Consider the following 20,960-nt stretch of genomic DNA (forward strand, 5'->3'; position numbering starts at 1 on the left):
GTGCAAAGATCTCGAGCCAACGCCGATCCTCGCTGGCGCAGTGGTCGAACGGTGAAATACCGATGAGCCGCCGTGTTCAGGCCCCAGATGCCCGAGAACCACGATCGATCCGAGGCGGTGGGTCCTGGCAATGGCGAGCTCGCAGCCTGCGCTCTCGATTCGGATTCAGCGGTTATCTCGACGATATCGGCCATAATCGGATCCATATCGTGGTATTACACCTTCAGGAGACGTGGTAACCGTGTCCACACCTTGTGGGTGGACAGTCGGGCCAGCGTCAGGACTTGATTGGGTGGTGAATACAAGACAATACTATACTCAAGTCAAATTAATCACTTAACAGATACTAACTAGCGGAGAGGCGCAACGAGGCACAGACACCGCTCGAACCGCCTCGAAGCAAGGGACGGTGAGCGCCCTCGGAACGGACTGGCAGACGAACCAAAACGGCGATGACGCCGTGGTTTTCATCGACGGCGATACGTCCCTGAACACCGTCGGCCACCGAGATGGCCTCGAGTTCCCCTTCGACCGCCATTGAACTCGAACCAGCGTCGAACGTGTCTCCAGCGGCATACTGACGAACCGCTTTGGTTTCGAACGGCTTCAGCAACGCTCACGCAGACACTGCTGAGCGGTGACTTCGCCCGTTCGCCTTCGACGGAATAAGTTGAACAGACCACGCTGGCAGACCTTTCCGTGTCCAGACACTCATCCCGACCGCTCGCGTCGATACCGATCCACAAGCCGTCCTTGACGGTCACTGCATGACCGAGAAGCGTCATGCGGTTCAATCACTCAGTTCGGGTGTGGTTTCCGGAGCAGTTCGATGCTGAGTTGCCTGTTCGAACGCGTATCCATACTTCAGTATTGAGGACTCATCGTAGGGTTTTCCGAGGAATTCGATACCGACGGGAAGGCCGTCATCCGTGAATCCGGCGGGGAGAGATACTGCGGTACAAAGTGATTGTGATGCGATGATCGTATTCGTTGCAAACGTCATCGTTTCGTACTTTCCGTCCCTGATCTCATTTTCGGACGGGGGCGGAACTTGAACATCTGGGAAAACAATCGCATCGAGGTCGTTGGTAGCGAAGACGTTCAGAATCTCCTCCTGGAAGGTGTGTTGCGCATTACGGCGTTTCCAGTATTCGATGTTATCGGTCAAATCAGACGAGCCGTTCTCCGCGAACGCGATAAATAGGTCGAGTAATTCGTGATACTGATCGTTTTCATAGAGCTCCTCTACGGATGAAACGGGGGTGTCGCGATCGTTGAGGAACTCGTTGAGATCGCGCTTCGATTGCAGCACGTAGAGCATCGTCTCGTCGAGGTAGTCGTTTAGACCGGGAATTTCGACGGGATCGACGAGCGTAGCACCGAGATTCGAAATCGTTGTCAACGCCCGTTCAATGACTTCGTTAACCGGTTCCGCTTCGTCTTCCTCCCCGAATCCGTCTCTGAGTACACCGATTCGTGTGCCCCGTAGTCCGTCTTCATTTAACGAAGTCGTGTACGATTCGTGGACAGCGGCGAGTTCGGATTTTCCGGAGAGTTTGTCACGGTCATCGTACCCGACAAGCACGTCCAATAATTTCGCCGTATCACGGACCGTCCGCGTCATAGGCCCGGCCGTATCTTGTTGGGAGACCAACGGACTCACTCCAGTTCGGCTGATCAACCCGGGTGTTACTCGGAACCCGACGAGGTTATCGAACGAGGCGGGGACACGGATGGATCCCCCACAGTCAGATCCGATCCCGACGGTACCGAGATTTGCCGCGACGGCCGCCCCCGTACCGCTACTTGAACCGCCTGGATCGTGATCCAAATCGTACGGGTTTTTCGTTCGCCCCGCAACCGAGGAGAAACCGAACCACGATGTCGCCCAGTCCGGCATAGTTGTTTTCGCCAGGACAACGGCGCCTGCCTCGCGTACTTGCCGCGTGACTTCCGACTCCGCTTCAGGGTAGTATCCCTCGAACGCTTCAGAGCCGTACGTCGTCGGGGTGTCAGTCGTTTCAAGATGATCCTTTACGACGACGGGGATACCATGGAGTGGTCCGACGAACTCACCGGACTGGGAGAACGTCTGATCGAGTTCCGCCGCGCGATCGATGGCGTTGTCATTGATCGTTTGAATTGAATTGAGTTCGGGACCGCTACTGTCGTATGCTTCGATCCGCTTTAGATACTGCTCGACAAGATCCTCGCTGGTGAGTTCGCCGGATTCGAACGCTCGATGAATCTCGTTGACGGTAGCCTCTTCGATAGCAAATCCCATGCACAGCCGTTCACTTGCACAAATCAAAAGAGTTCCGGGCACGGTCTAGTTTTGCACATCCGCTGGGGTCTGTCCGCTAAACTCGGAATTGAGATCGGATCAACGAGTTCTACGTCTGCAGCAGCCAGAGCAGCGAACGCAGGTTCAACGACTTCATTTGCCGTCGTCGCCAAATGCCTCACGTGGTTAGTCAGAGGCCGTGTACTGTCGCCAGTGGCTCAAGGCGTTCGAGCAACTCTTAACGGAAAAAGAGATCGTCGACGATGAGTAAATCGAGGAACGCGCCTTGGAATTCGCCCGTAGTGACCGCAGTGCCTCAGCATTCGTTATTGTCGAAGAGAGCGGCCATGTTCGTATCTTGTGACTGGAAGCAGCTATTAGCCGGATTCTTTCCACTGCTTGGGACTCGTTGGTTGTCCGTGCACTCAGACATCCCGCGACTGCGTGGACCGCCACGTCGGGGGAAGGTGCGACGCGACTCGGTGAGTCCCACTCGGACTCGAAACCCTGGGTGTGACACTGACCGGTACGCCGTGTCTCAACGCTGCCTTGAGGCGCGTGTTCTCGATTAGTGAGGTGCCGCGAGAATGATGATCTCATCAACGCTCACTGCGGAAGCGTGGACTGAGCAGGTAGCTGATGAAGAGACAATCGCCACGATCTGTAATCTTCTCGGAAATCGGCGATGTCAAGCCGTCCTCGCGTATTTCTTCTGGACGGATCACGACGAAGCCGTGCCGGTACGGGCAGTAGCGAAAGCGATTGCTGCGTACGAAGAGAGTTGTCCAGTGGACGCTGTCGAGCATCGACCGTACAAGCGTGTGCGTGAGACGCTCCTACAAACACATCTCCAGAAACTTGCTGATGCTGGCCTGATACAGTATGACGGCGACCGCAAGTGGGTTGCACCTGGTCGGGACTTCAATATCGCCGTCCAAGTACTCCTCCATCTGTTCGTCGTTCTCCGCCCACTCACGCTCGATACCGACCGGATCGACTCTTCCTGCTTCGACGGAGGCAACGCGTGATGACGCGAGACAACCCCCGCGGGTCGGAAGCCGAATCACCAATCGTTGTCTGTGCCTCACTCGAACAACTGTTCAGCGGATTTCCCCTACTGACAGCAGACGGTCGATTGTTCTGCACCGGTTGTGGTGTCGAATTCACAGGCGGTACGAGGCGGATGCCCCGACCCTTGAGGTCGGGGAGGAAGCCGACAACCGATGGCACAAACCTCGCTACAATGGCAGGCCGACTCCCATCGTATAAGTAACACCGAACGCATATGTGAAAATACGGTGGAATACCGTCGTACCGCCGTCATCAAACTCGACACTCCCGAAGGAGCAGACGACTCCCTTCGAGAGACTGTCGAGCAGTTCAACCACTGTGCCAACACCGCATCTGAGTGGTGCTGGCACGGCGACGACGGCTACCACGTCACCTCGAAAGCCAAAGCCGAACGCGCCCTCTACGACCGACTCCGCGACGAAACCGACCTGACCGCAAATCTCGTCCAGAAAGGGATTCGTAGGGCGGTCGAAGCCGTCAAAAGCGGAGTCTCACGTCTCGAACGTGGCGAGAACACGTCGCAACCGCACTTCTCGGCAGACAGCGCGGTTTACGACAAACGGAGCGCGACGTTCCACCGCGACCACGTTTCCCTCTCGACCATAGACGGGCGCGTCGAGTGCGACTACATCCTTCCCGACGACTCGGAGACACCCCCGACGAAATACGTCTCCGACGAGGATTTCGCGTTTCGGATGGCGCACTTGCAGTACCGCGACGGTGACTGGCATCTCCACGCCTCGATGCGGAAGGTCGAAGCGGACGAGGACTCGTCTGAATCCGAGTCCAAGCACAGAACAGTCCTTGGTGTGGATTTGGGCGTGAACAACCTCGCCGTTGCTTCGACTGGGCGATTCTGGTCGGCAGACGAGTTCAACCACTGGCGTCGAGAGTACGAGACGCGTCGTGCCTCGCTTCAGCAGTGTGGCTCTCGACACGCCCACGAAAACATCGAGAGTGTTGGTCAGAGAGAGTACGGACGCTTCGAGATCTACCTGCACACGGTGGCGAACGACCTTATCGAGGAAGCCGTCGAACACGATTGTTCGCACATCGTGTTCGAGGATTTGACCCACATTCGGGAGAACATTCCCGAGGCGACGTGGCAACACGTCTGGGCGTTCCGACACCTCTACGAGTACGTCGAATACAAAGCCAAAGAACACGGTGTTGAAGCCATACAGGTTGACCCGCGCAACACGTCGAAGCGTTGCTCGACGTGTGGGTTTACCCACGACGATAACCGTACCGGGGAGTCGTTCGAGTGTCAGCAGTGCGGGTATGAGAACCACGCCGACTACAACGCTTCCAAGAACATCGGTTTGCAGTATCTCCGTCGCAGGCAAAACGCAGGCGACGGAGGCGCACCCGTAGATGTGCGCTTGAATCGCGGGACGCTGAACGTGAGTGGGGAGTACGTACCCCCTGCCTCGGTTGAGGCATAGAACGGGAGTCCACGCGAAAGCCTCGGGGCTTGACCCTGAGGCGATTTACATAACGTCTGATATAGAGATCGAACCGCGTCTCGGCGCGTCGCCCGGCACCGGTGCGACCGTCATCGTGGCCGACGGAACGAGAACGGAAACCGTCACTGGCACTTCCTTTGAGCGAACGGCGGTGGACGCAATCACTAACGATTACAAGCGGCATGGAGCCGGCTGCTGCCGCACCCGTTGCCGGCGGGCCACCCGCGGCCTCGCCGGGGCCCGCCAGGGGACCCGAGTCAGGATCACCGCGCCAGACATATCACCATCGGATATTGTACAAAACAACGATATGCTTAACTTTCCAACTACTGTGGCTCTCAATAGGGAGGGTACGCGTGACTGACACGAACACTGACGAGGAGACCGAGCGCGAGGCGATCGCGATGCCAGCCGGGGATCACCACCGGGAGGAAGTGGCCCGTGACCAAACACCTTTACCCGGGGTGATTCGCCCGGGGGACCACATCTATGAGCTGCAGCTGTCGTTCGCGGAAGGGACGCCGACGCAGACGAAAGTGCAGGTGCTTCGCGAACTCGAGAACGCGACCGACGTGCGGTCGATGACGCCCCCACCCGACCACATCGGATCGGTCGATCAGACGGTGGACCTCACGCTCGTCACCACCTTTGCAGCCGAGACCCTCATGACCGCGCTTGAGCGGGCGGGGCTCGCAGACGTCACTGTCCGTGAGGTTGCCGCCGACGAGGTCGGAGTTCAGGTGGTCGAACCCGAAGATGACCACGCGCGGGGCACCACGCCGGAGTTTCAACACCTCCAGCAACAGCTGACTGTGGACGCCGCTCTGGACACCCCGCCTGCGGATGGCGACGCCCGCGGTGATGGGAGCGGTGATCCCCAACGGGTCGCATTTGCCGACGACGAGATCGATTTTGAGACGCTCCTGGAGGCGCCGGAGGAGGCGGCCACCACCACCGCCACATCCGGAGCCCCGGGGGGTGTACGTGGCGATGAGAGCCAGCCAGCACCTGAGTCGTCCCCGCTGCTCGCCCGGCTCGTCGAGGAACTGGACCAGGCGACGGACGCACAGCGAGAGGCGCTTCGCACACACCTGCTCGCGGACCACCCCCCGACGAGCGTAGCGGTCCGCCTCGAGCACCTCGAATCCCGGCTCGCACAGTTTGGCGCGTACACGGACGCACTGGAAGCGTTCCTCGACGAGCACGGCACCGCCGACCAACTCATCGAGGAGCTGCAGACGGAGCTCCGCGACGTGACCCAGGCGGTGACGGACGTGACCGAGACGGTGGAGGCTGCGGCCGACGAGCGGGCGACCCTGCGCGCACGCCTCGAGACGGTCGAGGCCGAGACCGCCGAAACGTCTGCCGCACTCGCGGACCTGGCGGACACCCTCGAGCGGGTCGACCGCACTGTAGAGACAGAACACGCCGAGATGCACACGCGCCTGGAGACGATCCAAACCACCCTCGACGACCACGAGCAGGTCCACCAGCGCTTACAGGCGGTCTTCGGGGCCGAGGACCCAACGTAACGGGCCACCCGGGGGGTGGGTATGACGACTTCGCCGCATCGGTACCCTCGAGAACGGAGCGACCCCGCGCCACAGGGCCGTTCGTCGGCCCCATTTGGGTGATCGACGGCGTGCATCCTGGCGAGGGCTCACGGAACACGGCGGGATCACCCCGGGCCCTCGCCTGCGACGGTGCCGTCGCTGGTGCGTGTCTGTTCATCCGAGTCGGCCACCGTCCTGATCGCGGTGTGCGATGCCCTCGGTCCGTCGGTCACGGTCAGCGCAGTCGACCGATTTATCGGTGCTCTCGACTCGCGTGGCTGTGCTCACTAGGCATACAGGCGCCAGGATTCGCACTCGTCTATGACCGCCTCGAGGGAGTTCGAAACGGACTGCTTACTGACGAGCCTTTCGCTCCGATCGGTCTCCCTTTCGAATGTGTCGACCACTTAGTCGAGAATCGCTTTCGAAACGTCGTCGAACATGGGAGGACCGACGCGCCCGTCACGGTTGGCGATGTCGAGACCCGTATCTCTGTGGCCAATGCCAGTCCGGTATCCCGTCGAGTGAGCATAATGTGATTGTCGTTTCAGGGGATACGACCACATAGAACAGGACCGGTGTTGCATTGCGTATCGGTAACGACCCCGTGACTGCTCTGGGGTCCATCGACACCGGCGGTTTTCGGGCTTGTGGGTGATGTATTTCACATACACCACGATCAACACTCGACCGGGCGAGTAAGCGAAATGCTCGTAGTGGGGCTGGAGGCTTTGATTACAATTTCGCTATCACAGTCAACTGGTTCAAACGTGGCCGTGTCGCGCTCTCCCGGTGCAAGCGGTTCGAGTTGCGTTTCTTCGTCGTCCAAACTCACAGTCACCTGCTCAAGCGTTGTCCCTACTGTAAATTGATTTTCTACCGTTATCGTAGCCGTCGTCTCGTTCTCCGTCGTGGCCGTCGTTTGGCTGATGCTGAGAGGCGCTTCCTCGTCGTCGGTAATGGGAATCTCGATAGTTCGATCACTTACCATCGAACTTACACCGCTTGTTCCGACAAGCGAGATCGCTCCAATTAACACAACCACGGTGAGGAGTTGTACTTTCGTTCGCTTCCGGATCATTGTTCGTCGGTTTCCAGGGTTTTGTTCCGGGCACCGAGCCGCATTCGATACCGGTTATCGTAGAAATGGCCGAGGGCGGACGCAGTATATGCGGTCACGAAAAAGAGACTCCACATCATCGGTGAGAAAACCGTGAACGGGTAGATATTCAGTATGATGCCAATTAAACAGATCGAGCTTATTCCCGCTATTCCGAGATAGTACGTGCCCCATGTGATACCGTGATCGGAGAGCACATCGATATAAAAGTCGCTGTTTGCAGCGGCGTCTGAAAGCCGGATGACTTGTTGCTCTCGGTTATACTCGATGAATCCCCGATCGGCCATCTTCGACAGATGGAACTGCTGAAGCGCATTCAACACCCGCCTTCGCTCTTGGGTGGTGAGCTCGTCGACTGGTTTCTCGTTCTCCCAGCTAGCTACCTGATCCGCTAACTCGCGGAGTGGTACTTCGGGCTTTTCGTGAAGGGTTCGCGTCTGTTGGTGCTTGAGATAGTGCAGCGCGAATCGGCGACGTTGGTTACTGAGTATTTCGAGGATCGTGTCACGCGTGAACCGCTCTTGCCCCCCGATCGAATCTGGTGGTTGAGTTGCCCCCTTCGTATTCATAGCATCACCTAGCTAGCCAGTCTAGTATCGTATTTAAATATAAAGTCAAAAACATGAGTTAGCCTGGGTATAAAACATAACTCCCAAATAAATTTGGAGGTGGTCGAATTAAGAAGATTGACGAGAGACTAAACGGAGGGTGCAGTGACGCGTCGTATTCTTACCAGGAGATTCGTGGAAACGACGATCGGAAAGCAAAATCATCTAGAAATGTACTGTTTCTCTCTGGCATAGATTCTATCGGCATCTACAGAATCTCTATGTAATTACTGCAGGGAGTCTATGGAAGTCTCTCTTGGTGGATCATAGCCCCTTTGTGAGTCCCCAATAGAGTCTATGAGCTTTCATCAAGCTTTCTTTCCAATCTAGATGGGCGGATATACCAAAGTCGGGTAGAGAAGTGATAGCGAATGTGCGCCGCAGCGGGCTGGTCGAGCGTGACGAGTGGCAGTGTGAGACGGTGCATGACAAACATGGTAGAAGACCTATGGAACGACGCAAATTCATAATCGGACTTGGAAGTGCAGCTGCGGGGAGTACCGCGCTCGTCGGTTCGGGCGCGTTTGCGCAGGGAACGCTGGATCGGGAGTCAACTGCAGATGTTGTCGCTGATGGTTCAAGTTCGCTGCTCGGCATTGAGAGCCAAACTGACAGTGATATTGTTCGGGTTGACGACGATTCTGGAGAATTAACTATTGACGGTACGGTGGATGGCGAGGCGACCGGATTCAACGTGAATTCCGAGTGGCTTTTCGGTGGGCTGACGAACAGCGAACTCCGCCCAGGCCAATCCGATTACAACCCTGCCGTTGAATTCTACAATAATGACAGTGAAGCCCGTCGGATTACGTGGGAATATGAATTGGACGATGATTCCGGTGACTCAGAAATTACCTTTGCGTTTGGGAAGTCAGCCCACCCTAGCGGTGTTGACAAGGGTGAGTACTTCGTGAACGAAGGGTCTCATTCGATTGCGTGGTTTGACCCTGGGCAAGTAGCAACTATGGGATTTGAAGTTGATACGACGGAGGGTTCAACTGGCGATGATCTATCAGGTACGCTGACAATCACCCTCGAACCGATGTAGACTTTTCTTTTCTACTGCCAGCAACCTCTTCTTTGTTAATAAATATCTGTGTCACCAGGTAGAAAACTATATTGATTCATAAATTTTCTTATTCTTGGGGCAAAACGAGGAGAGACACCTAGCGAGATCGGTTCATTCTCATCCAGGTCTGGTCCTCGGCAGCGTCAGAAGTACCGTAGGACCCACGAACTCCTTCCGAAGTGAGTTCGATCTCCCACGCAGGGACGTATCCAACATTCAGCTAGGACATAACTCCTAGTAGGAAGAATATAGTGAAACATGATACGCGATTCCATTGATCTGGGCGCCACGTGGGTACTTGACCGAAAACCGCGGAGCGCTTAAATACTACAGATCAGCGATGAGGGGATCGAAAATGAGGGCACGGACTCTCGCCTGTTATGGAGGGCGACTCGTCTGTATCACCCTCCTCCTGACGTTAATTGGTGGGCATATCCTTGGGATTCCCGTTCTCTTCAGTTACGTCGAGACGGGAAGTATGGAACCGACAATGAATGCGGGCGACGGGTTCGTCGCAATCCCGACAATTGGCACTGACTCCGTCGATGAGGGTGATGTCGTTGTCTTCGAGGCGGAAAACATCGATGATGGCGGCTTGACGACCCATCGGATTGTCGAGGATACGGAGCAGGGATATGTAACCCAAGGTGATGCAAATCCATCCACCGATCAAGAGGGAGAGGAGCCGTACGTTACCGATGGTCAGATTGTCGCTACGGCATGGCAGATAAACGGTGAGGTGGTCACCATTCCGCATCTTGGCACAGCCGTGATGAGTGTTGAGAGTGGACTTGAAGCTGTCCAAGGACGGTTCACTGCAATCCTGGGGACAACTGCGGTATTTGGCACCCAGGGATTCGCGTATCTTCTGCTTGCGTTCGGTCTCGGAAGCCTCGCGTTCTCGCTGATCTTCGACCAGCAGGGATCAAAGAACCGAACGCGGAATCGAACTCGCTCGCGTCAAGCCGTCTTCGATACTCGAACCCTCGTCCTCGGGGTAGCAGCACTCCTCTGTGTCGTGACGTTCGGAACGATGCTCGCGATGTCTGGGCCGACCGAGGTTGGGATCGTCAGTGCGGAGTTTGAATCCGATCGCCCAGATGTGATACCAGCGGGGGAAACTGAGACACGGACCTGGAAACTCCAGAATGGTGGTGTGTTACCGGTCACAACGGTGGTCGAACCTGGGAGCGAGGGACTCACGGTCAATGGCGGCGACGAGACGCTTCAGCACGGGGAGTCGGTGAACGCCACGGTATCGATTACTGCTCCAGATGAGACGGGCTACTACCTGCGCTCATTTGCGGCGTTTCAGTACTTCACGGTCTTGCCGCCACGAGTCATCCTCGTGCTCCACGCTATCCATCCGTGGGTGGCAATGACGGCGGTAACGGGCACGATCGTCGGCCTCTGTACCCTGCCGTTTGCGCTACTCCTTGGCGGTGGGAAGATTCGAACGCGCACACGCAGGCGGACTGACAGTTCAAACGGTTTCAACTGGTGATACCGATGGCTACGATAGGCAACATAGATCCGACTTCGGGGGGTATCGACAATGACAAGTAATGCTGGGCGGTTTCTTATACGGACTCGCGTCATCCTCGACGAGTGGTTCGTCATCGTAGTCGCCGCCCTTCTGACCCTGAGTCTTCTTGGGGGGGTTGGGGTATACACGTCCTTTGGTGCCGAACAGACCGCCGCAGAGGCCGAGGAGCCGACTGAGTCGTGGTCGACGACCGGTGGTTTCACCCACCACGCCGTCGTGCAGGAGGAGAATGATGTCTTCGACGTCGGAACGGCCCTCACCGATCGCTCGACGTACTTTACGACGATTTCGCCCGAACTCGAAGGAGAGTTTCAGTACGCCTACGAGGCCTCAGACGGTGATGTCACGATTGACATCGAACTCGAGCAGGTTGTACGATCAGTCAACGAGGAGGGGACCGGCGAATATTGGATAGTGAACGAAACGCTCGAGACTACGACGGCCGAGAACGCCGGTCCGAACGATGAGCAGACGGCGTCGTTCAGTATGGACGTACCAGCAACGGTGAACGAAACCGAGCAGATCGAGGAGAGTCTCGGCGCGTCGCCCGGCACCGTTGAGACCGTCGTCGTCGCGGATGTAGCGATAACAGGGACCGTCAATGGCGACTCCATCGAGCGGACAGAGGTGTACGAACTCGCGATCGAACCGGATGGAGACATCTATCACGTCGACGAATCGACAGAGCAGGACGAGGAGAGCAGCGGTCCCAGCGATCCGGTGGACGCATCAACGACAAGCGCACCACGCTCGTCCGGGGTCCTCGAGCCCGTGAGTTCGACGCTCATACTCCTCGTCTCACTCGGCGCTCTCGGTGTACTGGCAGTGGCAAAAAGGCGAGGGACGCTTGCCCCGTCGGACGCAGACCTCGAAACCTTCCGACTTCGCGCTGAACGGGAGGAATTCGACGACTGGATCTCCCGGGGCTCACTTCCGGATGACCTGCGTGACCGATCCCGAATCGACGTCGAGACGCTCGAGGATTTCGTCGATATCGCAATCGATTGTGACCGCCGCGTGATCGCGGATGACGAGGCGTTCTATGTTGTCGACGGCGACCTCCTGTATCACTACGATCCTGAGCGCTGACGACACCAATTCCGTTCTCGAATCGGCTCGCGGAGACGTCTTTCTAGTGTCACTAGCGGGTTTTCTATCTCGGCGCTGTGCAGCTCTGGACGGAAACGCGAGGTGGTCACAATCGAGGTGGGCCTCCACGCTAGCAGCGTCGAGAGGGACACGAGGTCCAGCGTGTGCGAGCTGTTCCCAGTGGTATGAAGAACGGGCAAGCGAATGGGGTCCGCTCGAGATCCCGCCTCCCACACCTGGCAAGCCACACAACAGCGTATGAAGTAGCCGCCGAACATCGCTGCGCTGGCCCGCTACTTGCCTCTGCTCGATTTGTCCTACCAATAAATCCGGTATCGACCTCGATTGCACCGCCACGGGGACACGCCCTGAGGGTCCTGGCCCGCTGGACAGGGACATGCCGAGAGCACGCAACGAGGAGCGGCTGGGCGGCGACGGTGGCGTCAGCGAGGCCAGCGGCGACCGTGGAAGGGCGCCGATTCGCTGGCCGGGAGTCCGCCACCCGCCAGTGCACGGCAGCCGTGGCGGTTCCCGTCCCTGCGCACTCGGCCGAGGCCCTGCTCACCGTGGGTGGATACCCTCGTTCACAGCTGCCAAGCCCCTCCTGCCCCGCTCGCTGGCAGGTGGCGGGCGGCGAAGAGCGGAGAGAGGTGACGTGTGGCCAGGCCGTGATACCGTCGGTCGCGGACGCGAGCCAGGACATCTGTGTGGCCGTCACCGTCTGTGCCCCACCGGACGCCCTCGTCGCGGGTCGCCGGATCGCCGCTGGCGAGACACTCCACGGCGGGGCTACTCCCCTCGCTCATCCCCCGCGATGGCAAGCCGCTCGCTCGCGTCATCGCCCGGGCACATACCGGTCGTCCGACGACCCCCCACGCGAAAGCCGTAGCACACGGGCACCATGCCCGGCAAAGCGGGGCCTGATGAACGGGGACGAGGGGCGGCACACCACGACAGGGCGCTGCCCGTCGACGAGTGTCCCTGGGAGCGACGTTGGCCATCTGCCCGAGCCACAGGTAACCGACGTAAGCCCGCTCGCTCTGGACCGTCATATAACTCTACAATACGTTCAGCCGAAGAAGTACTGCTTTTCAAGTAAATATTCATTTTATGACTAAAAGCACAACTGAAACAGAGGCTCAGACACCTGGAGACGGAGCGGTCCGATCGACGGCGGCCGCGGAGTCGCGGCTCGATCGCCGGACACTGCTCCAGTTGCTCGGCATCGTAACGGTGCCGGCGGCTACGGCGACCCAGCCCGTCGCTGCGGCGACATCGGTCGACTACGGTGCCGGCGGATATGGGGAAGGCCCGTACCCTGGAGGGAGCGGTGACGACGCCACACCGGAGTCTCCAAGCCCCGACGTCGTCACCGACTCGCCCACTGCGGTCGGCACGGAGACGGCGACCCTCCAGGGGGAGCTTGTCGACACCGATGGGGCGGATGTCGTCACGGTCGCATTCGCGTGGCGGGCCACGGACAGTGACTCGTGGACCACGACGGCGTCGCAGGACCTCCCGGCGGCCGATGAGTTCAGTACGGAGCTCCCGGACCTCGCAAACGACACGACCTACGAGGTCCGCGCGATCGCGGACGTCGACGGCGCTGGGGAGGAGGTGCGTGGCGAGCGCCGAACGTTCACCACCGACGCGGCGGCGGCCGAGCCGCCGCAGATCGATACGTTCGACCTAACGGAGGACAGTCCGCCGAATCCACACGCGGAACTCCACGTCGAGTGGGCCGTCTCCCACGCCGAGGGCGCCCTCGAGCAGGTTACGATCGAGGTGGTCGACACGGCCGACTCGACCAGCCCGGTCGCCACCGAGACGATGTCGGTGGATGGGGCCTCGGCGTCCGGGTCGGAGACGTTCACGATCAAACGCGGTAGTGGCGCCGAGTATCGCGCGGTGCTCGCCGTGACGGCTGGCGACGAGACGGTCTCGGACGATCGCACGGTCCAGGCGTAAGCGGCCCCCGCCTCGTGGGCGTGGCCCTGAAGCACGCGCCGTGCGCAGCTGGTGTGGGCCGGAACGGCCACCGATGAGGAGTGGCTTGGGTACTCCCCACGGGACACGCAGTAACCGGCCGGCCGGGTGGCCCCTGGCCCACCCTATCTACGCGCTCCCGGTGACGGGAGCACTCATATCCGCGGCCGGCGTAGTCTCCGGTGAGCCGATGCCACCCGAGGAGGCTGTCGAGCGGATCCTGATCCGCCGTGGTGGCGTCGTCGGGATCCTCGCGTGGGGCACTGGACTCCTGCTGACGTATAGCCTCGCCCAGCTCCTCTCGAGCGGCCTCCTGCTCCACCACATCGACAACGCGCCGGTCGCAGGGACACTGTACGGCTATCTCCTCATCCATACGTGGCTGCCGGTGCCCGTCAGTCACCTCGGCGACGCTCGCTACACCCTCATCCCGTTCGTCGTGCTGGTCGGCGCCGGCTACCTGCTCGGCGCCAACGCGGACGCCTCGGCCGGACGGAGTCTCGCGCACGGGGCGACAGTGACTGTCGGCTACTTCCCCATGGTTGTCGCAACGCTCCGGTTGCCCCCACCGAACACGGTCGTCGTCGATCCAGTGATCCCCTTCGTCTGGGCTGGCCTACTCTTCCCCGCGGTGGGCGGCGCGGTCGGCGGCCACCTGGCAGTCCGGGCCGCGGCGATGCGCAGGGGGCTACGGGTTTAATAGCGCGCATCCCACCAGATCGTGGTGGGAGGACCATGGGGTGGGCCGCACGACTGAAACGGCTGCTCGCGCGCGTCGGCACGGTGGTCCTCGTCCTCAGTGGCTGTTGGCTGCTCTTCGTGCCGACATACGACGGTGCCGCGGGGGACCGCTACTTTTTCGAAGTCTATCCAATGGACGAGCCGGACGGCGATGGCCGGGCGTACGAGGAGTTACCACCGGATCTCCAACAGGCGTTCGACGAGGTTCGTGACGGAGGCACGTACGACCTCTACGAACACCCCGACCGGGACCGCATCGAAACCCTCGAATCGATCGACTATATCCTGGCGGATGGCGACTACTATTCGGTGACTGTCCGCTCGGAAACCGCCGACAGTGAGTTGGGCGAGTTCTTCGACCAGTTCCTGATCACGCCCGCGAAGATGCTCGGCGCCCTGTGTCTGGCCTTGGTGACCATCACGATCCGTGACCCGAACTGGCAACCCGATACCCTGCCGCGCATGGGGAAACTGATCGCACTCACGGGGAGCTACGGCGTCCTCGGAATTAATGTCTCCATCGTTCACGGGAGCAATGGGTTGCTCTTACCGCACCTCCTCGCAGAGTCGGTGTTGTACCTCGGCGTCTTCCTGCTGACCCTCCTCCCTCTGCTGACCGGTGGGGCACTCAAACAACGTGACTGGTACCTCGTGGGCCTCTCCGTACTGCCCCTCGTCGGCCTGGTGGCGCTCGCTGGCGTCGCACCGAGCGTTCTCTTCGTTGTGCTCTACGTTCTTCTGCTCGGCGGCGGCCTCCTGGTCTGTGGCTACCTGCTCACCGATCCGCCAACAGCAGCTGCTGACTGAACGGCGGGCGCCAGGGCGACACCCCTGAATCGCGTTCGTCGGCACGGACCGTCGGGAGGCGTCCCCTGCTCGAGACCGGGTGGTGGTCCCCATCACGAGGTAGATCTTGGACTCTGCTTCGCGCTCAGGACCACACCCGGTCCACGCTTCCGGGACGCCGCGCGTCGAATCCGCCGGTGATCGCGTTTGACTGGTACTTACCTCACCGGTACACGGCGGCCTGCGTCGGGACTCCCACCCCCTCCGAAACACGGCGTGGGAGGCGGAAATCCCCCGGATCGCACGGAATGGGGGACTGCCCACTGGGACACCGTCGGACCAGAGGAGCGCCGAGGCTCCTGACCAGCGGTGAGGAGGCCGCCGGTGGCCCCAGGGGTCGGGGGTTGCTGCTCACAGAATGGGGAGGGGCGCTAACGCGCGAGAAACGCACTAAGCGGACGTCTAGGGGCTGGAGGCCGGGAGTATCGGTCTGTCATCTTGTGGCCGCTGTGCAGCGGTGGCGACCACTCCCGACACGCGACGCGATAAATTCCCAGAGACATATAAACGATTGGTACGCGAGACGGCCGGACAGCGTCATGTGATAGCGGCCATCGCGGTACTCGATGAGATCGAACTGCTCCAGGTCGCGAACACTTTGGGTGACTGTTGAGCGGGAAACGTCGAGGTCGGCGACGAGCGAGCGCGTGTCTTTCGGTTCGTCTAGCAAACACTCGAACATGTCGATTCGGTGGATGATCGTGGTGATCACTTCGAGTAGTGTGTTGCTCGGTGCCATCACACACCCCCGCGTACTAGCTATCACGCTGTCACGCCATAGAAGGTAGTGAAGAGAAGCGTGAAGGTTCACAGAAGAGGAGACCCAACGGTGAGCAGGTCGCGGTGTGTCGGGGGTGGATCAACGTTTGCGCTCGGCTGTAAACTATTTTGGGGGCTGGTAGGTGGCCAGTTCGCATGGGGGGTGCTGCGGCCCTCCCACGGCGATCGGTGATTGCCTGTCTCGGAATGTTTGCCGTCCCACACTCAGGCACCGGACGGCACGACCCAGACGAGGACCCGGTTGAACTGGTGACCGTCACCTGGATGAACGGCGACGCCGACCGCACGAAAATCGCGGTCAGTATCCGAAACACCACGACCGCCGAGATTTCCGGTGGGATCCTGGTGGCACTTTTTGAGCAGGGAGCGCGAACCGAGGATATCGGCCTCTCCTTCACCGACGTCCCGCCCACCGATGCGGCGAGCGACGACTGCAGGCTCCTCGCTGTCACGGACTACGACGTCACTACCAGCACGCGCTGGACGGTGACTGTCGCGGCCCGCGTGCCCCGGTCGCTCGAGGATTTTACGTACACCTACCACTCCAAACGGACGTACGAATTCGAGGGACCGATCGATACTAGCGCGGAGTTTACGTGTGAGGACGTAGAGCTCGTGGATGCCGAGCACGAGGAGCTAGCGGACGACGCTGAGGCAATGGGGGAAGAACGGGCGATCCTGACCCTCGATGTGCGGTACGTGGATGGGACGGTCCATGTCAAGAGGCTTCGGCGGGAGACGGGCTATTAGTATCTGCTTGGATACGGCGACTACATGGTTCGCATTGTGGATGCGGAGAATCACACCCTCTATGCCACCGCCTTTGACCTCGATCCGACGACCGAGGATGCCCCCGACGTGCGCTCGTTCGAGAAACGCCTGGTGGTGCCATACAAAGTCGGCAGCGAGGCACTCATCATCTATCACGAGAACAGGGAAGTAGCTGCGCTCGAGATCCCGACGAACACGCCCAGCGAAAGCCAGAGATCGGCGTGTTAAGTGGCAACCGACCGATGGATGCGGCGGCGGATCGGGTGTCTCCGAAACCGAAAGAACGTACTTTTCGAGGCAACGTTCAAGGAGGTGGGCATCAGTGCCGCATTCCGCGGCTTCGGGTGTTTCGACCCACGTCACTAGAGGGTACTGCCTCTACAAACACTCACCGGCCTTGCTGTTTGCCCCGACAGCGAACTACTCCAGTACCTGTCAGCTACCGGTAAGCGCATACAGGGCGCTTCCACCGGAAATATACATCGTATCGTCAACGACGGCCGGTCGAGAGTCCTTATGGAGATCGGTTTCGAATTCAAATTCCCCCTGGAACTCGCCATTCGATTTCTCTATCACAGAGAGATGGCCTCCATCATGGGCGAGGTAGACGGTCGTGTCCGTAATCACTGGATTGAGTGAGCCTTCCCCTGAAAATTCCGAATACCAGTCGACCGACCCATCCTCTGCACTGATTGCGTAAATCCCTGGCTTCTCTCCATGGTGCTCTCCGTATCCGTAGAGGGTATCCTGATCCGCAGCGATCCTCCGCACCTCCACTTCTGATCTCCACTGTTCTGTCCCCGTGTCAGGGTCTAACGCCGTGATGTGTTCCCCCAGTGTGTGGCAACACTCCACGTAGATCTTTCCCTCGGCTGCAACAACAGCTCGGTTATGATATGAATCTGTCTTGTATTCCCACTGGTGGGACCCGTCATCACCATCTAGTGCGTGTATCCGATAGGAGACAGTGGCAAAGACTCTGCCGTCATACACAGTAGGGGTCTGATATGTTCTATTCGCGGCTTCGAATTGCCACTGGACCGACCCATCTTCTGCATCTAGTGCATAGATCTGGTTCCCATGGCCATCCCCGAAGTACACGGTATTATCAACGACGGTCGGTGCGCTTTGTGTGTTACTCCCTTCCGGTTCAAATCGCCACTGTTCGTCACCGCTGTCTGTATCGACAGCAAAGAGATCCATACCATCGGAGAAGTATACCGTATCCTCGACGACGGTTGGTGGTGGAAACGAATACGAAGGGAGGTCATAGACCCAAATTTCGGAACCATCGGATGAATCGAAAGCATACAGCCCTTCATCGCGCTTTCCGGCATAAATCCGGCCATCAGCTACTGCCGGCTGAGAAAATCCCCGCCCATCGATTCTCCATCGCTCGGTAAGTGGCGGCGTTGGTCCCGTGATCGGGGTATAGCCGGTATTACCAGCATCGTACTGGAACGTAGGCCACTCGCCGGTCGCATCCACTGGATCTGACGGTTCCTCAAGCGTAACAGTCTTTTCATACACGTCCTCTCCTTGTTGATCAACGGTATCACCCGTTCCATCAGCTGGATCCCCCTCGACTACTTGCCAGTCCTCGGTCGCGGCAACGGTCTTTGTTTGAATCCGGAACTCATCGTCCTCGAGTTCGGCTGGAGTAACCGTTAGCTCCAGGTACAACTCGTCGTCTTCAGGGGCATGGTCCGTGACCCAGCCTTCCACCAACGGATACTCAGCGACGATTTCGTCGTCACCGTAGGCCGCACTGAGTTCCTCGCCGGGCATGGCCACCATGTCCTCCCCGTCCGTCGCAAGATTCTGATCTTTGATCGCGATGATGTCGTGAAGTACCTCTTCTTCAATCCCCGCGAGATCGGGGAATCCGACAGCAATGGTTTGCCGATCGTTCTCCGTCCCCGCGGCGTCAGCAGTGACCGTGATCGTTACTTGCCCATCGGCAGCCTCCTCGGCGGCAGTCACTTCGAAAGCCACTAATTCCGGTTGTGGCCCGTCCACCACAGTAACCGTTCTCTCTTCCGCTCCCACCGATACGGTATATCTGCCTGGTTCCTCGAACTCATGACTGAGTGGGATGGTTGTGTGAGAATCTGGGTCGAGGGTTTCCATTCGTGAAGTCACGACTTCGCCCTCCACTGAAAGCTCAAATGGATACGTGGTTTCCGATTCGAAGTCCGTTTCGACGGTGAGGTCGAACTGGGTTTCCGTGTTAGCAATAACTTCAGCATCGGACGTGACGGTCCCGTTCACTGCAATCGCTCGGATTTCAACACCGTGTTCGTCAACGAGCGAGAAGACGGCTGCGTGCCGTTCTTCATCAAGCCGGTCGGCAGTCGGCGCTTCTGGAAAGTCACTCCACACAGCAACACCGATACCGTACTCTTGGTCGACCGGGGCGTCCGACTCGACACGCCAAGTAACATCGGTTTCGCGTACTTCATCCGGGTGTAACTCAACGAAGTGGCCGGTCGTGCCATGGTTATCGAAGTGCACCTCTTGCCCATCAACGACGGTGCTCGCCCCGTAGCCGAGAAAGAACTCGGCAACGGTATCGGTGAAATTGCTCACTTCGACCGTGGTCGGGACCACTTCGTGTGCCGAAAAATCGCCGGATGGCGCATCGACGACGGTAATTTCGGCACGTCTGTTCCCGTCTCCGGTATCCCCCCCGGATGGCTCCAATAATCGTTCCCCACTTTGCCGTTCCTGTACCGCTTCGTGAACTGTTTCCGTGTGCTCCTGGAACGTCCTCGTAAGCGAGGCGATGTACTCTCGCAGGATCGCTGTTTCGTCAATGGTTTCGTGGATGTATTCAAACTTGCCGCTTAAAAAGAGATCGGCTAGCATACTGACCGCGTCTGGAGTTGCCCCCTCGACGGTTTCAAGAGCAACGTCTTCCAGTTGCGAAGCAATATCTGCGTCGGGGAGCATATTCGTCCGGAGAGTTAAAAAGAAAATCCCATCCGCCAGAGCCTCGCTGACTGCCGTCCAATAGGTCTCGGCGTCATCGTACGTCCATTCGTCATATACAGCATATCGCGCCGCGACGTCAGCTCCTCTCTCCGCATTGTCCGCCTGAGCTCCGAGTTCTATATCAGCGACCGTTCTGATCGCGCCTTCAAACACCTCGACCGGATTAGCGGTGAATCCACGATCTTCGGCGAGGTGTTCAACGAACCGTCGAGCGTACTCTTCGGCGACTTCTCGAACCAGATCCTCAGTCGCCTGGCCTTTCAACTTCCCAGCGCCCTTGGTCGCCACCACACCGAGCATGTTTGCCGCCGTATCCCGAAACCAGAGCGCACTCTCTGCGAGAATCGCTAGCTGGCGCGTTCTCCGTAACGTTTCTGCAAGGTCTCGCAGATACGCAGCATCGTGATCGCTCCGCATCTTCGTCGCCACAGTCGCGGTGAGGGCTGCCTTTTCCCGAGTGGATTCATCCGTTACCAATCGGCCGCCATCGTCGACAAGAAGCCAGCCTTCTACCTCGGCATCTTTCTGACGTGTCAGCTGGAAGCAAAAGTAGCGGTCTCCATTGACGGTGACCGGTTGTTCACTGTCCCGTCGAGGCCGCCATCCCCGGATGGGAGCGGTGAGCGAATCCCGCTCATTCACGAGCGGGATCTCGGCAGTCGCTGCTGATCCACCATCACTATCGATCGAAAAGAGGTGATACTCTGTCCGGGCCTGAGTATATCCCCAGTCCTCCGCTGCATAAATCCCCTCGGATTGGCGAGTGAGCTCAACGGTATCCGTCTGTCCATACGGGCGCATTTCACCCGTCAGCGTGAGGGAGTCTGGGTCGAGGGAATCCCCGTTTCCATCTCCCAGACGGATAGTGAGAGAATCGATACTGGTATCGATTCGATACGGCGGCCCCTCTTCATCGCCGTTTACGGAGAACACATCGAAGTCAACGTCCTCATCACGGAGTACTCCGTTCGTGAGGCTCCCCATCGTTCGTTGTGGCCCCCCGATCGTTGGGAGGACCGTTGGCAGTCCCCCACTG

General features: G+C 58.9%; 17 protein-coding genes. 12 read left to right on the plus strand and 5 right to left on the minus strand.

Going from position 1 to position 20,960, the window contains the following annotated elements:
• Positions 1-409 precede the first annotated feature (409 nt).
• The gene (locus tag RJT68_RS20190) at positions 410-541 is read left to right on the plus strand and encodes a hypothetical protein (protein WP_407038303.1); all 132 of its coding nucleotides are present in this window, start codon (positions 410-412) and stop codon (positions 539-541) included.
• A gap of 249 nt (positions 542-790) precedes the next feature.
• On the opposite strand, the gene RJT68_RS20195 is transcribed toward RJT68_RS20190, so the two are convergent.
• A complete protein-coding gene (locus tag RJT68_RS20195) occupies positions 791-2,284 on the minus strand; it encodes an amidase (protein WP_407038304.1) in 1,494 nt (497 codons plus the stop codon).
• A 587-nt stretch (positions 2,285-2,871) separates the two neighbouring features.
• On the opposite strand from RJT68_RS20195, the gene RJT68_RS20200 reads away from it, so the two are divergent.
• The 3 genes from RJT68_RS20200 (at position 2,872) to RJT68_RS20210 (ending at position 6,353) form a co-directional block, all read left to right on the plus strand.
• Positions 2,872-3,312, plus strand: a complete 441-nt coding sequence (locus RJT68_RS20200) for a DUF7344 domain-containing protein (protein ID WP_407038305.1) — start codon at positions 2,872-2,874, stop codon at positions 3,310-3,312.
• 270 nt (positions 3,313-3,582) lie between these two features.
• On the plus strand, positions 3,583-4,800 hold the full coding sequence (locus tag RJT68_RS20205) for an RNA-guided endonuclease InsQ/TnpB family protein (protein WP_407038306.1): 1,218 nt from the start codon (positions 3,583-3,585) through the stop codon (positions 4,798-4,800).
• Positions 4,801-5,177: 377 nt separating this feature from the next.
• Entirely contained in the window at positions 5,178-6,353 is a 1,176-nt protein-coding gene (locus RJT68_RS20210; protein ID WP_407038307.1) for a hypothetical protein, read from the plus strand.
• 700 nt (positions 6,354-7,053) lie between these two features.
• Here the strand turns inward: RJT68_RS20210 and RJT68_RS20215 are convergent.
• Entirely contained in the window at positions 7,054-7,365 is a 312-nt protein-coding gene (locus tag RJT68_RS20215; protein ID WP_407038308.1) for a hypothetical protein, read from the minus strand.
• Positions 7,366-7,451: 86 nt separating this feature from the next.
• Complete coding sequence (locus tag RJT68_RS20220; RefSeq protein ID WP_407038309.1) at positions 7,452-8,063, minus strand: DUF7344 domain-containing protein; 612 nt, start codon at positions 8,061-8,063, stop codon at positions 7,452-7,454.
• Positions 8,064-8,550: 487 nt separating this feature from the next.
• On the opposite strand from RJT68_RS20220, the gene RJT68_RS20225 reads away from it, so the two are divergent.
• The 6 genes from RJT68_RS20225 (at position 8,551) to RJT68_RS20250 (ending at position 15,340) form a co-directional block, all read left to right on the plus strand.
• On the plus strand, positions 8,551-9,150 hold the full coding sequence (locus tag RJT68_RS20225) for a hypothetical protein (RefSeq protein WP_407038310.1): 600 nt from the start codon (positions 8,551-8,553) through the stop codon (positions 9,148-9,150).
• Positions 9,151-9,469: 319 nt separating this feature from the next.
• Positions 9,470-10,675, plus strand: coding sequence for a signal peptidase I (locus RJT68_RS20230; RefSeq protein WP_407038311.1), 1,206 nt, complete (start codon positions 9,470-9,472; stop codon positions 10,673-10,675).
• 51 nt (positions 10,676-10,726) lie between these two features.
• Complete coding sequence (locus RJT68_RS20235; protein ID WP_407038312.1) at positions 10,727-11,806, plus strand: DUF5305 domain-containing protein; 1,080 nt, start codon at positions 10,727-10,729, stop codon at positions 11,804-11,806.
• Between the two features lie 1,110 nt (positions 11,807-12,916).
• Entirely contained in the window at positions 12,917-13,774 is an 858-nt protein-coding gene (locus tag RJT68_RS20240; RefSeq protein WP_407038313.1) for a hypothetical protein, read from the plus strand.
• 208 nt (positions 13,775-13,982) lie between these two features.
• The gene (locus RJT68_RS20245; protein WP_407038314.1) at positions 13,983-14,492 is read left to right on the plus strand and encodes a hypothetical protein; all 510 of its coding nucleotides are present in this window, start codon (positions 13,983-13,985) and stop codon (positions 14,490-14,492) included.
• Positions 14,493-14,527: 35 nt separating this feature from the next.
• Complete coding sequence (locus RJT68_RS20250; protein ID WP_407038315.1) at positions 14,528-15,340, plus strand: hypothetical protein; 813 nt, start codon at positions 14,528-14,530, stop codon at positions 15,338-15,340.
• A gap of 472 nt (positions 15,341-15,812) precedes the next feature.
• Here RJT68_RS20250 and RJT68_RS20255 read toward each other — a convergent pair whose 3' ends face one another.
• Positions 15,813-16,118 carry a hypothetical protein gene (locus RJT68_RS20255; RefSeq protein WP_407038316.1) on the minus strand — a complete coding sequence of 102 codons (306 nt, stop codon included), beginning with the start codon at positions 16,116-16,118 and terminating at the stop codon, positions 15,813-15,815.
• Positions 16,119-16,294: 176 nt separating this feature from the next.
• On the opposite strand from RJT68_RS20255, the gene RJT68_RS20260 reads away from it, so the two are divergent.
• Positions 16,295-16,909 carry a hypothetical protein gene (locus RJT68_RS20260; protein ID WP_407038317.1) on the plus strand — a complete coding sequence of 205 codons (615 nt, stop codon included), beginning with the start codon at positions 16,295-16,297 and terminating at the stop codon, positions 16,907-16,909.
• A gap of 24 nt (positions 16,910-16,933) precedes the next feature.
• On the plus strand, positions 16,934-17,158 hold the full coding sequence (locus RJT68_RS20265) for a hypothetical protein (protein ID WP_407038318.1): 225 nt from the start codon (positions 16,934-16,936) through the stop codon (positions 17,156-17,158).
• A 207-nt stretch (positions 17,159-17,365) separates the two neighbouring features.
• On the opposite strand, the gene RJT68_RS20270 is transcribed toward RJT68_RS20265, so the two are convergent.
• The gene (locus tag RJT68_RS20270; protein WP_407038319.1) at positions 17,366-20,908 is read right to left on the minus strand and encodes an outer membrane protein assembly factor BamB family protein; all 3,543 of its coding nucleotides are present in this window, start codon (positions 20,906-20,908) and stop codon (positions 17,366-17,368) included.
• Between the last annotated feature and the right edge of the window lie 52 nt (positions 20,909-20,960).

It is taken from the genome of Halovalidus salilacus (assembly GCF_031852275.1).
In the GTDB taxonomy this organism is placed as follows: Archaea; Halobacteriota; Halobacteria; order Halobacteriales; family Natrialbaceae; genus Halovalidus; species Halovalidus salilacus.